The sequence below is a fragment of the Roseateles sp. P5_E11 genome (genome assembly GCF_054049355.1).
This window is the reverse complement of the sequence record NZ_JBFUMO010000089.1, coordinates 1-14,988: the sequence shown is the minus strand read 5'-3', so window position 1 is coordinate 14,988 and position 14,988 is coordinate 1. Positions and strand designations below refer to the sequence as shown.

Here is a 14,988-nt window from a genome sequence, read left to right as displayed (position 1 = left end):
CATCAACGCGGCGTTGATGAACAGGTTCATCTTGGGCGCGTGCGCGGCCTTGCTGAAGATGTCCAGCACGTCGCCGACGCGGTAGCCCTTGGGGTCGACGAGGTGGTAGCAGCCGTGGGCCTTGGTGACCTTGTGCGAGATGTGGTCGAGCGCGTCGACGACGAAGTCCACCGGCACGATGTTGATGCGTCCCCCCTCCAGGCCGACGCTGGGCAGCCACGGCGGCAGGATCTGGCGCATGCGCTGGATCAGCTTGAAGAAGTAGTAAGGGCCGTCGATCTTGTCCATCTCGCCGGTCGTCGAATCGCCGACGACGAGGGCCGGGCGGTAGACCGTCCAGGGGCGCTTGCACTCCTTGCGCACGATCTTCTCGCTCTCGTGCTTGGTCATGAAGTAGGGGTGATCGAGGTTCTCGGCCTCCTCGAACATGTCCTCACGGAACACGCCTTCGTACAGGCCTGCCGCCGCAATCGAGCTGACGTGATGCACATGGCCGGCGTCGATGGCCTGCGCGAACTCGACCATGCTGCGGGTGCCCTCGATGTTCACCGCGACCTGCGACTCCTCGTCGGCGCCGAGGTCGTAGACCGCGGCCAGGTGGTAAAGGTGATCGATCTTGCCCTTCAGGCTCTTGACGGCGTCGCTGGCCACGCCGAGCTTCTTGCTCGTCAGGTCGCCGTAGACGGGGATCGCGCGGGTCTTGCTGACGCCCCAGTAGGCGAGCAGGTCGGGCAGCTTGGCCGCACTCTCCTCGCGCATCAGGAAATGGACCGTGCTGCCGCGGCGAGCCAGCAGCTTCTTGACGAGCCGCTTGCCGATGAAGCCTGTGGCGCCGGTGACGAAATACTGCATGCGGGTCTCCTGCTTGTGGATTTGGACGTTGTCGCGCTGATTCTTGACCAGGGTTTGCGGCCGCCCGCTGGGCACTTTCCCCAGGAAACGGCCTTCGCCATCGTAGAGCGCACTCACTAGGAATGGCCGTGCTGAAGGGGGATCGCGCCGCTACAGTCCCGGCGGCTGATCCCAACAAACCGCGCTAACTCGCAAGGACACCCAAATGGTCAAGAAGCTTCAAAAGATGGCAGACAAGAAGAAGGCCTCGGCCGCCACCGGCTTCCCGGCTGGCCTGCTCGATGGCGACATGGCCAAGAATGTCAAGGACAGCGCCCAGCAGATCTGGGCCGCCGGTCTGGCCTCTTTCGCCAAGGCCCAGGGCGAAGGCGGCAAGGTTTTCGAGGCCCTCGTTTCGGAAGGACTCAAATTGCAAAAGAAGACCCAATCCGCCGCTGAGGAAAAGCTCAGCGCCGTGGCCACCAAAGTCAGCGGCATGGCTGGTGATGTCGGCGCCAAGGCCGGTCAGCACTGGGACAAGCTGGAAAGCATCTTCGAGCAACGCGTCGCCAAGGCGCTGAAGACCCTGAACGTGCCGTCCGCCAGCGACGTGCAGAGCCTGATCAAGCGCATCGACGACCTGGCCGTGTCGGCCGGCCTGAAGAAGGCTTCGCCCGCTGMCAAGGCCRAGAAGGCCGTCGTCAAGAAGGCTGCTGCCGTGAAGAAGGCCGTCGTCGCCAAGGCTGCGCCCGCCAAGAAGGCTGTTGCCAAGAAGGCCGCTCCGGTGAAGGCCGCCGTCAAGGCTGTGGCCAAGAAGGTTGCCGCTCCCGCCAAGAAGGCTGCCGCCCCGGCGAAGAAGGCTCCGGCCAAGCGCGCCCCGGCTGCCAAGAAGGCTGCCGCCGCTCCGGCCGCCGAGCAAGCCGCTCAAGCCTGAGCAAGTAACTCTCTCTGACCATGAGCCAACCGAAGATCGGTTTGGCCCTGGCAGGCGGAGGCCCACTGGGCGCCATCTATGAAGTTGGCGCCCTTTGTGCTTTGGAGGAGGCCGTTGGCGGCCTCGACTTCACCGCTTGCGACGGCTACATCGGCGTCAGTGCGGGCGGCTTCATCGCCGCCGGCCTGGCCAACGGCATGACGCCGCGCCAGCTCTGCGCCGCCTTCATCGAGAACACCGCCGAAGCACCCGACCGCTTCGACCCGGCCGAACTGCTGCAGCCCGCCTGGACCGAGTTCGGCGAACGCCTGCGCCTGCTGCCCGGCCTGCTGGCCGACGCCGCCCGCGAGGTGCTGCTGGAAGGCCGCTCCCTGCTCGGCGCCATCGAGCGCCTGGGCCGCGTGCTGCCCACCGGCCTGCTGAGCAGTGAACGGTTTGGCGAGGCACTGACCCAGGTGTTCGCCGAGCCCGGCCGCAGCAACGACTTCCGCGACCTGCGCCATCGCCTCGTGCTGGTGGCCACCGACCTGGACACCGGCGAAGCCATCCCCTTCGGCGCCGAGGGCTGGGACCATGTGCCCATCTCCCAGGCCGTGCAGGCCAGCGCGGCGCTGCCGGGCCTGTTCCCGCCGGTCGAGATCGACGGCCGGCATTACGTGGACGGCGCATTGAAGAAGACGCTGCACGCTTCCGTGCTGCTGGACCGCGGCCTGGACCTGCTGATCTGCCTGAACCCGCTCGTGCCCTACGAGAGCAACCGCATGTCGCCGCGCGATGCGCGCTCGCGCCGCGCCAAGAAGCTGGCCAGCAAGCTCGGCCGCCCGGCCCTGCGCGCGCTGCAGCCGCGCATCYACCGCCTGGTGGACGGCGGCCTGCCGCTGGTGCTGTCGCAGACCTTCCGCTCGCTGATCCATTCGCGCCTGGCGCTGGGCCTCAAGGGCTATGAGCTGACGCACCCGCAGACCGACATCCTGCTGTTCGAGCCCGACCCGCGCGATGCCGAGCTCTTCATGGCCAACACCTTCAGCTACAGCCAACGCCGCCACCTCGCCGAGCATGCCTACCAAGCCACGCGCGAACTGCTGCGTGAGCGCGCGGCGCTGCTGAAGCCGCAGTTCGCGCGCGCCGGCCTGACGCTGCGCGAGGATGTGCTGGCCAGCCGCGAGGCCCGCCTGCTGCCTGCGCCGGGCGAAACGCCGATGGAACAGGCGCTGCGCTCGCTGCGCGGATCCCTGAGCGTGCTGGAAGCGCAGGGCCGCTAGGCGTCCACCAGCCGGCGCGTGATTGCCGCGCGCAGCGGCGGCAGATGGCGGGCGATGTCGATGACGGCGCGGCGCAGCGCCAACACCGGCGCGCGGTCGTCCGTGAAGAAGCGCACCAGCGCATTCGTGCCGGCATACAGCGGCCCCGCCGCACGGCGGTGCTCCGCCTCATAGGCCAGCAGCGCGCTCATCTCGCCCGGATCGCGGGCCGCATCCAGCCGCTGCGCCAACGCTTCGATGCCGTAGAGCCCCAGGTTGTAGCCATGCGCGGTGACCGGGTGCATGCCCACCGCCGCGTCGCTGATGAGCGCCAGGCGCGGCGCGACGAAACGCTCGGCCCACACAGCCACCAACGGATAGACATGGCGGGCACCGTCGACGCGCATCGGCCCCAGCCGCCCCTCGGCGGCGGCTTCGATGGCGGCGGCCAGCGCCACCTCGTCCATCGCCGCCAGGCGCGGCAGCTCGGTGTTCGCCACCGTCCACACCGCCGAGCAGCGCCGCCCTGTCTTGGGCAGCAAGGCCAGCGTGTGGCCTTGCAGAAAACATTCCTGCGCCACGCCTTCATGGTCGCGCTCGTGCGCGAGCGGTACGAGCAGCGCGCTGCGGCCGAAGTCGCGATGGCGGGCGCCGATGCCGGCCAGGCGGCGCAGCGGCGAAAAACGGCTGTCGGCCGCGACGACCAGCGGCGCCAGATGGCGCTCACCGCAACGCGTGTCCACGGTGGCCATCTCGCCCTCGCGGCAAAAGCCGACGACCGTGCGGCCGCAGAGCACCTCGATGCCGCGCTGCTGCGCGCCGGCCCAGGCCGCGGCGCGGATGCGGTGGTTGGCCACCAGCCAGCCGAGATCCTGCCCACTCGACTCGAAAGGCAGCGCCGTGCGTGAGCCGCTGGAGCACACACTAGCGCGGCGCAGCGGCGCGATGTCGCTCAGGTGCTCCCACAAACCCAGGTTTTCCAGCGCGCGGCGCGAGCGGTGCGTGAGTGCGATCTCACGGCCATCGTCCGCGGGGGCGGCCAGCGTGGTGGCATCGGCCTGCTCCAGCACGCGCACGGCCAGGCCGCGGTCGTGCAGCGCGCAGGCCAGCGCCAGGCCGGCCGGGCCGGCGCCGCAGATCAGGACTTGCGGCGAAGTGCGGACGAGTTCATTCATGGTCGCGCAGCCTAGGCCGCGGAGCGCAACGGCGCCTTGATGCAGGTCAGACAGGCTCGGCTTCGGCGTCGGGCTCTTCCAGTGTCTGCAGTTCGACCAGGCGGCGGTACAAGCCGCCTTCGATCGCCATCAGCGCCTCGTGCGAACCACGCTCCTGCAGGTGTCCGTGGTTGAGCACGAGGATCTGGTCGGCGGCGCGGATGGTCGACAGCCGGTGCGCGATGGCCACCACCGTCACGCGCCCGCGCAGCGCCGTCAGCGCCTCACCCACGCGCTGCTCGGTGGCGCTGTCGATATTACTGGTCGCCTCATCCAGGAACAGGATGCGCGGTGAGCCTGCCAATGCCCGCGCCATCGCCAGCAACTGCTTCTGCCCGGTCGATACGCGCGCCCCGCCCTCGCCCAGCCGGGTGTCATAGCCCTGCGGCAGCGCCGTGATGAAGTCGTGCGCGCGGGCCGCCGTGGCCGCGTCCTGGATGTCGTCCTCGCTGATGCCCGGCCGGCCCATCGCGATGTTGTCGCGCACGCTGGCCGACATCAGATAAGGCTCCTGCGGCACCAGCCCCACCGCGTCGCGAAAGGCCGCGTCCGGCACGCTGGCCAGCGGCTGGCCGTCCACCGTGATGCGCCCGGCCTGCGCTGTGTAGAAGCGCAGCAGCAGCGATAGCAGCGTGCTCTTGCCGCTGCCGGTGTGGCCGACGATGCCGACAAAGCTGCCCGCCGCGATGTCCACGTCGACGCCATGCAGCACCGGCCTTGCAGGGTCGTAGCCGAAGCTCAGCCCCTCGATGCGGATGCTGCCCTGGGCAATCCCGCGGCCGTCCTGGGCCGGGCYGCGGTGCTCATCCTCCTCCAGCAGCGTGCGCACGCGCGACGCCGCCACCATGGCCTGCTGCAGCTGGCCGAACTGCATGGTGATCTGGATCAGCGGCTCCACCACCCGGGCGATGTAGCTGAGGAAGGCGTACAGCAGGCCCACCTCCAGCCCCGACATCTCTCGCCGCCCGAAGCTGTAGATGACGGTGACGAGCAGCAGCACATTCATCAAATCCAGCGCCGGCCGCAGCAGCCAGGCGTTGGCGCGCAGCTCGGCGATGCGCGACAGGCGGTGCTCGGCATTCGTCGTCTCGAAACGCGCACCGAAGCGGCCGGCCGCGCCGCTGGCCTGCAGCACCGCCATGCCGGCCATGCTTTCGGCCATCTGCGCGTTGATGTCGCTGCGCAGCTGGCGCGTACGCGCCACGGCCGGCGCCGACAGCTTCTGGTAGCCCAGGATGATGACCACCATGGCCGGCACCAGCGTCGCGACGATGAGCATCAACCGCCAGTCGAGAAAGGCCATCGCCACCAGCGAGCCGAAGACGACGATGGTCGAGTCCAGCATCACGTACAGCACCTGGCGGTAGAGCTGGTTCACCGCCTCGGTGTCGTTGGTCACGCGGCTGACGAGCTGGCCGGTGATGGCCTTGTCGAAGAAGGCCATGGGTAGCGCCAGCACGTGCGCATAGACGCGCTCGCGTAAGCGCAGCACCGAGCGCCGCGCCACGCCCGCCATGCGCGACAGCTGGGCATAGCGAATCCAGCTCGCGGCCCAGCCGGTCAGCAGCATCAGCGCCAGCAGCGTGGCCATCTCGGTGATGTCGAACTGGCGCGGCAGCAGGTGGTGGTCGATGTAGCGCTTGCCGAGGATGGGGCCGAGCACTTCGAGGCCGGCGGCAAGGACGAGCCAGATACCGCCCTGGATGAGGTGGGGTTTCTCAGGCGTCGCTGCATCAAGCAGCAGGCCGACGCTCTTCCACGGTTTTTCCGTCGGCTTGGTTTCAGGCGGCTTCAAGGCTGGCCTCGATCTGTTGATAGCGCCACTGAGCGGCATACCAGCCGCCCAACTCCAGCAACTGTTGATGCGTGCCGCGCTCGATGACATGGCCCTGCTTGAGCACGATGACTTCGTCGGCATCCATCACGGCCGAGAGTCGATGCGCAATGACGATGACGCTGCGATCAGGCCGCGCGGCACGCAGCTCGCGCAGGTGGTCGAGGATGTCGGTCTCGGTGCCGGTGTCGACGGCGGACAGCGCGTCGTCCAGCACCAGCAACGGTGCATCGCTCAATAGCGCCCGTGCAATGGCGACGCGCTGGCGCTGACCGCCCGACAGCGTCACGCCGCGTTCGCCGACCTCCGTGGCGTAGCCCTCAGGCAGGCGGGCGATGTCGTCGTGCACGGCAGCCAGGCGTGCTGCAGCCTCGATCTCTTCGCGCGTTGCGCCGGGCTTGGCCAGCGCGATGTTGTCAGCCACCGAGGCCGAGAACAAAAACGGCTCCTGCGGCACCCAGGCGATGTGGGCGCGCAGCGTAGCGAGCGGCAGTTCTGGCAATGCGACACCACCCAGCGTCAGCCGGCCCGCGYCCGGCTCGGACTGGCGCAGCAGCAAGCGCACGAAAGTGGATTTGCCCGCACCGGTCGCGCCGACGACGCCCAGCGTCTTGCCCGGTGCGAGTGCCAGGTCCACGCCTTCCAACGCCGGCCGTTTGGCGCCGGGGAAGCTGAAGGTCAGCCCGTCGGCGCGCAGTTCGGCGTGGGCCGGCAGCGCCGCCCTGCCCTCATCGGTCAGTGTCAGCGGCGCGTCCAGCACCGGCGCCAGCCGCGTCCAGGCCGCGCGGCCGCGCTCCAGCAATGCCAGTACCCAACCCGCCGCGAACATTGGCCAGATCAACTGGCCGAGGTACATCGTGAAGGCCGTCAGCTGACCGATGCTGATCTCGCCGCGCGCCACCAGCCAGCCGCCCACGGCCAGCGCGATGGCGAACGCGGCGGACAGCGTCATGCCGACGGCGGGCTCGTAGGCAGCCTCCCAGCGCTGCGAGCGAAAGCTCGCCTCGGCCGCCTTCTCGGCCAGCTCGGTGAACTGCGCCTCACTGCGCGCGACGAGGCCCAGGGCGCGCACTGTGCGCACGCCGGACAGGCTTTCCTGCACCTGGTGGTTCAGGCCACTGAAGGCGCCCAGTGAGTCCTGCGCGGCCTGGTGCAGATGGTTGGAGATCCACCAGAAAGCCAGCGCCATCAACGGAAAGGGCACGAGGGCCGCGAGGCCCAGGCGCCAGTCGATGCCGATCGTCATCATCGCGAGCACCAGCACCAGCGTCTGCGTGCCATCAAAGCCCGCCAGCATCGCCTCGCCGGCGGCCTGCTCGACGGTGTCGATGTCATTGGTCGCCAGCGCCATCAGGTCGCCGGTGCGTTGAGACTGGAAGTAGGCGGGGCCTTGCAGCGCAAGGCGCGCGTAGAGCCGCGTGCGCAGTCGTGCACCAAGCTGGAAGGACGCTTTGAAGAGGGTCAGCCGCCAGCCGGCGCGCAGCAGGTAGATGACGAGCCCGGCCAGCACGAGCAGGCCGAGTTGTTTCAGCAGCGAATCACCCTTCAGGCCGCCGGCGACGAGGTCGTCGACGACATGGCCGACCTGGCGGGGGATCCAGACGGTCAATGCGGCGATGCAGGTGAGCATGGCACCCGCGGCGGCGTAGGCGCGCCAGTGCTCGCGCACAAAGGCGGCAAGCATGCGGGAGAGGCTGGCGAAAACAGGGACTGTCGACAACATGCAAGGGGCGAGTGTCGCCCGGTGATGAGAAAAATCAGGCGCGGAGCCGACGAACCAGCGCCATGACCGCAGTGGCCGACAGCGCAAATGCAATGCTCGGATCGAGCAAAAGCGGAAGCCACCAAAAAGCGCGAACCTCGACGTCGGGATGCATCGCGATCAGCAGCGTAGCCAGCAAGCCGGAAAGAAAGGGCGGCGCAAACGAAAGACTGCGTTTCCTGAACGCGGCATCGATCAGGGAGCCCCAGTTCGCAACGATGAGCAACGCACAGACACCCAGTCCGAAGTTGAACACCCAGATCATTATTGGCGCCCGCGCCCGGCGACCCACAACCCGACCCACGTCAGCACCCCATTGAGCAGCAGCAACTCCAACCCGATCTGATACCCGCCCCACGGCTGCCCGAAGTCCAGCACCGCGCACAGTAGCGGTGCCGCCACGCAAACGCCGACCAGCGCCCGCCCCGACACCGCCCTCGGCGTGAACATCGCAAACGCGAACAGTCCCAGCAGCGGCCCATACGTGTAACCCGCCAGCTTGAGGATCAGGAAGATCATGCTGCTGCTGTCCAGCGCCCTGAAGCCCAGCACCAGGGCCAGGAACAGCACCGCAAAGGCGTAGTGCACGCGCCGCCGCGTGCGCACGTCCTCGCGCGGCAGGCGCAGCAGGTCCAGGCAGGTGCTGGCCGTCAACGCGGTGAGCGCGCCATCGGCGCTGGGCAGCAGGGCCGACACGAGGGCCAGCACGAAGACGACCTGCACCCAGGCCGGCAGGTATTGCATGACGACAGTGGGGAACAGTGCGTCGCCCTTGACCCCGATGCCGTGCGCTTGAGCGAACAGCGTCAGCAGCCCGCCCAGCAGCAGGAAGGCCGCAACAACGACGAGCATCAGCACGGCCAGCACGAGCACGTTCTTCTGCGCGTCACGGAGCTTCGCAACCGACAGGCTCTTCTGCATCATTTCCTGGTCCAGCCCCGTCATCGCGATGGCAATGAACATGCCGGCCAGCAGCGCCTTGGCGGAGAAATCGCGGGAGAGCGGATCGCCGACCCAGACGCGGCTCAGGCCAGCGGCATCGATCTGCGCCAACGCACCGGTCTGCCACAGCAGCGCCAAGCAGACGACCAAGCCGGTCAGCATGCCCGCGGTCTGCAGCGTGTCCGTCCACACCAGCGCCTTCACGCCGCCCTCCACGGTGTAGAGCAGGATCATCACCAGCACGACCGCCGCGCCCACCCCAAACGGCACGCCCAGCGGCTGCAGGATCAGCGTGTGCAGCACGGCCACGACGAGGTAGAGCCGTGCCGTCGCACCCAGCGTGCGGCTCAGCACGAAGAAGGCCGAACCCAGGCGCTGCGCTGCGGGGCCGAGCCGGTCACCGAGCAGGCCGTAGATGGAGGCCAGCTTGAGGCGGTGATAGGCCGGCAGCAGCACGAGGGCGATGACGGCATAGCCGACGACCTGGCCAAGCGCGATCTGCAGATAGGTGAAGCCGCTGACCGCCACCGAGCCGGGCACGCTGATGAAAGTGACGCCGGACAGCGACGTCCCGATCATTCCGAAGGCAACGACCGGCCAGGGACTTTCCCTGCCCCCCACATAGAAACCCTCAGCCCCCGAACCGTGCGAGACGCACCGCGCCAGTACCAATAGCAGCGCGAAATAGGTGAGAACCCCGAGCAAAAGCAGTGCTGGCGACATGGGCCGGGATCATGCCCGATGGCACCCCCCTGAATGCGGCGGGTCAAACCGTCACAGGTGGTCGTTAGCATCCGCGCCCATTGCGGCAATTTTTACTAAATAGTCATGCGAATCAAACCACTGGTCTCCCTCCTCGCCGCGGCCTTCGCCGCGCCCGCCGTGCTGGCCTCGACCAGCGGGGTTGTGATCAGCCAGGTTTATGGCGGGGGCGGCAACGCCAACGCCACCTACAGCCGCGACTTCATCGAGCTCTTCAACGCCGGCACGACGCCGGTGACGATTGGCGGCTGGTCGGTGCAGTACGCCTCGGCCGCCGGCACCAGCTGGACCAACAAGACCGTCATCCCGGCCGGCGTCGTGCTGCAGCCGGGCCGCTACTACCTGATCGCCGAAGCTTCCGGCGGCGCCGCGGGCGTGGCACTCCCCACACCCGACATCGACGTCACGTCGGGCGCAATCAACATGAGTGGCGCCTCGGGCAAGGTCGCCCTCGTCACCAATGGCACGACGCTGCCTGCCGTGGCTGCGCCGACCGGCGTGGAAGACATCCTGTCCTACGGCAGCTCGACGCCCGTTGAAGGCAGCCCCACGCCCGCGCTGGCCGCCACCACGGCTGCGCTGCGCAACGCTGCCGGCTGCACCGACACCAACGCCAACAGCGCCGATTTCACGGTTGGGCCCGTCAGCCCGCGCAATGGCGCCACGCCCGCCAAYCTCTGCGGCGGCGGCAACGTCAACCAGCCCATCATCCCGAGCTGCCCCGACCAGGCCGCCGTGTCCGGCGCAGCCTCCAGCTTCGTCGTCAGCGCCACCGACAGCGACAGCCGCGTCAATGCGGCCAGCGTGGTCGGCGCCCTGCCCGCCGGTGTGACTCTGGGCAGCTTCGTCGGCGCCAGCGCCGATGGCGTGGCCGCGACCCAGCAGATCAACGTCGACAACACACTCGCGGCCGGCAACTACAACCTCGGCCTGAAGTGGGACAACGACGAAGCCCAGACGGCGAGCTGCACATTCAAGCTGTCGGTCAGCGGCGTCGTCAAGATCCCCGCCATCCAGGGCTCGGGTGCCAAGAGCGGCATGGACGGCACGACCGTCACGACCGGTGGCGTCGTCACCAAGCTGATCAACAACGGCTTCTACCTGCAGGACCCGGACGGCGACGGTGACCCGGCGACCTCCGACGGCATCTTCGTCTTCACGAGCACGGCGCCCACCGTGGCCGTCGGCGACAAGGTCAATGTGTCGGCCAAGGTGCAGGAGTACTCGGTCTCGAGCAGCGCGGCCAGCCTGGCCAACCCGCTGACCGAGCTGAGCAGCGTCACCAACGTCTCCGTCGTCAGCACCGGCAATCCGCTGCCCCTGCCGGTCGAGGTCAGCCTGGCGACCCTGGCCAGCCAGTCCGACATGGAGCGCTATGAGGGCATGCTGGTCCACATCACCGACCCGCTGACCGTCAACCAGACCAACTTCGTCGGCAGCTGGGGCCAGCTGACCGTGTCGGCCGGCGGCCGCACGCTCAACCCCACCAACGTGCTGCGCCCCGGCCCGGCGGCACTGGCGATGCAGGCCGCCAACCTGGCCCGCAGCGTCGTGCTGGATGACAGCAGCGCCTCCAAGTTCCCCAACCCCACGCCCTACCTGTGGCAGGACGGCACGGTGCGCGCCGGTGACACGGTCGATGGCGTGACCGGTGTCGTCGACTTCGGCCCCTCGACCGACTCGGCCACCGGCCCGCTGGCCTACAAGATCCACCCGACCGCCGCGCCGGTGTTCGCCCGCCCGATCGCGCGCCCGCTGGCGCCGCCGGCCGTGGGCGGCAATGTCCGCGTGGCCAGCTCCAACGTGCTGAACTTCTTCACGACGTTCACCAACGGCGGTGCCGTGCCGGGCGGCGGCGCCTGCCCGAGCGCCGGCTGCCGCGGTGCGGACAATCAGGCGGAGTTCGATCGCCAGCGCACCAAGATCCTGGCCGCCCTGTCGGGCCTGAACGCCGACGTCGTCGGCCTGATGGAGATCCAGAACAGCGGCAACTTCGCCGTGCAGAACCTCGTCGACGGCCTCAACGCCATGATGGGCGTCAACACCTATGCCGCCGTGCCGCTGCCGCCGTCCACGGGCACCGACGCCATCCGCGTGGCCATGATCTACAAGCCGGCCAAGCTCGGCCTGATGGGTGCGTCGATGTCCGATGACAACGCCATCAACAACCGGCCCACCTTTGCCCAGGGCTTCGTGGCCCCCAACGGCGAGAAGTTCGCCGTCGTCGTCAACCACCTGAAGTCCAAGGGCAGCTGCGGCACCGGCGCCAACGGCGACACCGGCGACCTGCAGGGCTGCTGGAACCTGCAGCGCAAGCAGCAGGCCCAGCGCCTTCTGGACTGGCTGCCCACCGTCACGGCCACGGCCGGTACCGACCGCGTCATCATGCTCGGCGACTTCAATTCCTACGCCAAGGAAGACCCGATCGACCTGCTGACCAGCGCCGGCATCGTCGACCTGGTCGGCATGTTCGACCCGGCCGACTACAGCTATGTCTTCGACGCCAGCGCCGGCCGCCTCGACCATGGCCTGGGCACCGCCGCCATCGCCGCCAAGGTGACGGGCGCGACCAGCTGGCACATCAATGCCGACGAGCCCGAGTGGATCGACTACAACACCGAGGACAAGGCCGCCGGCAACGACTGGTACCAGCCCAACCAGTTCCGCGCCTCCGACCATGACCCGATGCTGATCGGGCTGGACCTGACCAAGGGCTTCACCGGTACCGACGGCCGTGACAACATCGTCGGCACGGCGGGCGACGACATCATCGAAGGTGGCCCGGGTGCCGATACGCTGACTGGCAACGGCGGCCGCAACCAGTTTGTCTACCGCAGCATGGGGGACGCCGGCGATGTCATCACTGACTTCAAGCCCGGTGTGGATACGCTGGTATTGACCAAGCTGCTGACTGCGAATGGCATTGCCAGCGCCGACCCGCTCGCCAGCGGCCATGTGACCTGCACGGCCAATGCCACCGGCGCAATCATCGGCATCGACGCTGACGGCGCGGCCGGCCCCATCAAGTCCAAGCCGCTGCTGCAGCTCAAGGGCATTGCCTGCGCAGCAGTCACGGCCACCAGCTTCAAGTTCTGAGGAAATACAAAATGAATCGCAAATCTATCCTGGCCCTGGCGGTCCTGACCCTGGCCGGCGCCGCTCAGGCCGCCACGTACAACTTCACCGGCAGCTTCGACACCGCCCCCACAGCCACGGTGCTGAACGGCAGCTTCTCTTTCGACGACGCCGTGGTGTCGGCAGGCGGCTTCGACGGCGACTTCAGCMTGACCTCGCTGAGCTTCAGCTTTCAGGGCCAGACCTACACGCTGGCACAGGCCACCGACCCCTATGTGAAGTTCGAAGGTGGCACGCTGACAGGCCCCAATGGCCGCTTCGCGACCCAAGGTGGCGGCGCCGTAGATCTGTTCTCGATCTTCGGTGCAAGCAATTTCAACTATGCGATCAACGGCATCGATCAAGGTGGCACGCTGAGCATCAGCGCAGTACCGGAACCCGAAAGCTATGCCCTGATGTTGGGCGGCCTCGGTGTCGTCGGCTTCCTCGCTCGTCGCCGCAAGCTGATCTGAGCGCGACCCGCGTCGCTTCGACGGCCCGCTTCGGCGGGCCGTTTTTCCTAGTACGTCCGCCCGCCCTTGAACTGCGCATGCTGACGCCGCTCCAGCCTCGTGCTGCGGCCCATGGCCTCGAAAGTGACGCGCGCATGCGCATGCATGATGGCAATGCCCAGCGCATCGGCGGCGTCCTTGSCCGGCAGGCCCGGCAGGCTGAGCAGGCGCTGCACCATGGCCTGGATCTGCTCCTTCTTCGCATGCCCGTGGCCGACGATGGCCTTCTTCATTTGCAGGGCGGTGTATTCGCTGACGAGCAGGTCGGCCGACACCAGCGCGGTGATGGCAGCGCCCCGCGCCTGGCCGAGCAGCAGCGTGGACTGCGGGTTCACGTTGACGAAGACGATCTCCACCGCCGCGCACTGCGGCTGGTAGCGCGCCGTGACCTCGCGGATGCCGTCGAACAGGATCTTCAACCGCGCCGGCAGGTCACCGGTGGCGACGGCGTTGGTCTTGATGGTGCCGCTGGCCACATAGGCCAGGCGCGGGCCGTCGGCTTCGATGACACCAAAACCGGTGGTCTGCAGGCCGGGGTCAATGCCGAGAATCCTCATGACGGCAGAACACCTGCGGTGGCGACGGTAGCGAGGTTTCTGTGCAGGCTCATGAGCGCGCAGCGCTCGTGAAGTCGCGACAGCGACGGGCCGGAACTAAAGCCCGTGGTCTGCAAGCCAGGGTCGATGCCGAGGATCCTCATCGGTAGTACCAGTTCGCCGAATGGAACAGCACTGGCGCCGCAAAGCACAGCACTGCGATGCGGTCGAGCAGGCCGACGGCGCCGGTGATGGAGCTGCGGTTGCCCCAGTACAGCACGCCGGCGTCCTTCTTCAGCGCCTTCATGACCAGGCCGCCGAAGCCCGCAGCACCGGCGGTCAGGAAGGCCATGGCCAGCGCCTGGCCGGCCTTGAACGGCGTGATCCAGTACAGCAGCAGGCCGGCCAGGGCGCCGGTGCAGGTGCCGATCCACCAGGCCCGCATCGAGAAGCTGCGGCTGATCTGCCGGGCCACCGGGCGGCGGCGTAGCGCGCGGGTGGCGATCTCCTGCGCGATCTGCGAGGCCGCCACGACCATGACCAGGAAGAACAGCAGGAAGGCACCGCGCCCGGTGTTGCCCGGAATATCCAGCAGCAGCAGCGCCGGCGCGTGCGACAGGCCGTAGACGCAGACCATGACGCCCCACTGGATCTTGGCGTTGCGCTCCAGGAAGCGGCGCGGGTCGCCGGCCAGCGCGCTGACGATGGGCAGCACGAGGAAGCCGTAGACGGGCAGGAAGACGGTGAACAGGTCGAAGAAGCGCGTACCGCAGATCATGTACTGGATGGGCAGCAGCACGAAGAAGGCGACGATGAGGGTGCGGTGATCGCTGCGCTCGGTGTGCACGAGGGTGATGAACTCGCGCAGCGCCAGGAAGGAGAACAGCGCGAACAGCAGCGTCRCGCCCAGCGGCCCGGAAATCCACGCGACCCAGAACATGCAGCCGCCGATCCAGGCGGCGCGCAGGTCGCGGCGCACGCGCTCCCAGGCGAGCTGGGACTTCAGGCGTTCATCCTCGCTCTCGCGCTCGCGCAGCGAATTCAGGAACAGCCCCACCGTCAGCAGCATCAGGAAGCCGAACAGCACGACGAAGAGCAGCGCCACCTGCTCGCTGGGCGTCAAGGCCTTGAGCCAGCGCATCAGTGGCCCTCCTCTTCGCGGCCGACCCAGTAGGGGTCGGGCCGCTGCTCCATGACGGCCTCGCGGGCACGGCACAGGAAGTCGGCCTTGCTCTCACCGGCCTGCAGCTGGATGGGGGCACCGAAGGTCACCGTGCACAGGATGGGCACGGGCACGACCTCGCCC

The 14,988-nt window shown here is 68.0% G+C and carries 12 protein-coding genes; 4 read left to right on the top strand and 8 right to left on the bottom strand.

Annotated elements, in window-relative coordinates; genetic code table 11:
- Nucleotides 1-852 (bottom strand): SDR family oxidoreductase (locus ACXJKR_RS09570; protein WP_457322651.1); only part of this gene is annotated, 852 nt, incomplete at its 3' end.
- A gap of 205 nt (nucleotides 853-1,057) precedes the next feature.
- Between ACXJKR_RS09570 and ACXJKR_RS09565 the strand changes: the two genes are divergently transcribed.
- Both ACXJKR_RS09565 and ACXJKR_RS09560 read left to right on the top strand, forming a co-directional pair.
- The gene (locus ACXJKR_RS09565) at nucleotides 1,058-1,765 is read left to right on the top strand and encodes a phasin family protein (protein ID WP_457322650.1); all 708 of its coding nucleotides are present in this window, start codon (nucleotides 1,058-1,060) and stop codon (nucleotides 1,763-1,765) included.
- A gap of 20 nt (nucleotides 1,766-1,785) precedes the next feature.
- Nucleotides 1,786-3,027: a patatin-like phospholipase family protein gene (locus tag ACXJKR_RS09560; protein WP_457322649.1), complete on the top strand. Its 1,242-nt coding sequence runs from the start codon at nucleotides 1,786-1,788 to the stop codon at nucleotides 3,025-3,027.
- Here the strand turns inward: ACXJKR_RS09560 and ubiM are convergent.
- The 5 genes from ubiM to ACXJKR_RS09535 all read right to left on the bottom strand — a co-directional run bounded on the left by ubiM (nucleotide 3,024) and on the right by ACXJKR_RS09535 (nucleotide 9,481).
- Nucleotides 3,024-4,181 (bottom strand): 5-demethoxyubiquinol-8 5-hydroxylase UbiM, encoded by a 1,158-nt coding sequence (gene ubiM, locus ACXJKR_RS09555; protein ID WP_457322648.1) that lies wholly within the window; start codon nucleotides 4,179-4,181, stop codon nucleotides 3,024-3,026. The genes ACXJKR_RS09560 and ubiM overlap by 4 nt on opposite strands.
- Nucleotides 4,182-4,227: 46 nt before the next feature.
- A complete protein-coding gene (locus ACXJKR_RS09550) occupies nucleotides 4,228-6,054 on the bottom strand; it encodes an ABC transporter ATP-binding protein (RefSeq protein ID WP_457322647.1) in 1,827 nt (608 codons plus the stop codon).
- A complete protein-coding gene (locus tag ACXJKR_RS09545; protein ID WP_457322646.1) occupies nucleotides 6,002-7,738 on the bottom strand; it encodes an ABC transporter ATP-binding protein in 1,737 nt (578 codons plus the stop codon). Before ACXJKR_RS09545 ends, ACXJKR_RS09550 begins: the two co-directional genes overlap by 53 nt.
- Nucleotides 7,739-7,811: 73 nt before the next feature.
- Nucleotides 7,812-8,081, bottom strand: coding sequence for a hypothetical protein (locus tag ACXJKR_RS09540; RefSeq protein ID WP_457322645.1), 270 nt, complete (start codon nucleotides 8,079-8,081; stop codon nucleotides 7,812-7,814).
- The gene (locus ACXJKR_RS09535; protein ID WP_457322644.1) at nucleotides 8,081-9,481 is read right to left on the bottom strand and encodes a sodium:solute symporter; all 1,401 of its coding nucleotides are present in this window, start codon (nucleotides 9,479-9,481) and stop codon (nucleotides 8,081-8,083) included. The genes ACXJKR_RS09540 and ACXJKR_RS09535 overlap by 1 nt, the downstream gene beginning before the upstream one ends.
- A 105-nt stretch (nucleotides 9,482-9,586) precedes the next feature.
- Between ACXJKR_RS09535 and ACXJKR_RS09530 the strand changes: the two genes are divergently transcribed.
- Both ACXJKR_RS09530 and ACXJKR_RS09525 read left to right on the top strand, forming a co-directional pair.
- The gene (locus ACXJKR_RS09530) at nucleotides 9,587-12,616 is read left to right on the top strand and encodes an ExeM/NucH family extracellular endonuclease (RefSeq protein WP_457322643.1); all 3,030 of its coding nucleotides are present in this window, start codon (nucleotides 9,587-9,589) and stop codon (nucleotides 12,614-12,616) included.
- Between the two features lie 11 nt (nucleotides 12,617-12,627).
- The gene (locus ACXJKR_RS09525; RefSeq protein ID WP_457322642.1) at nucleotides 12,628-13,107 is read left to right on the top strand and encodes an FxDxF family PEP-CTERM protein; all 480 of its coding nucleotides are present in this window, start codon (nucleotides 12,628-12,630) and stop codon (nucleotides 13,105-13,107) included.
- Between the two features lie 47 nt (nucleotides 13,108-13,154).
- Here the strand turns inward: ACXJKR_RS09525 and ruvC are convergent, their stop codons facing one another.
- Both ruvC and ACXJKR_RS09515 read right to left on the bottom strand, forming a co-directional pair.
- Nucleotides 13,155-13,703 carry a crossover junction endodeoxyribonuclease RuvC gene (gene ruvC / locus ACXJKR_RS09520; protein ID WP_457322641.1) on the bottom strand — a complete coding sequence of 183 codons (549 nt, stop codon included), beginning with the start codon at nucleotides 13,701-13,703 and terminating at the stop codon, nucleotides 13,155-13,157.
- Nucleotides 13,704-13,842: 139 nt separating this feature from the next.
- Entirely contained in the window at nucleotides 13,843-14,823 is a 981-nt protein-coding gene (locus ACXJKR_RS09515) for a phosphatidate cytidylyltransferase (RefSeq protein WP_457322640.1), read from the bottom strand.
- Between the last annotated feature and the right edge of the window lie 165 nt (nucleotides 14,824-14,988).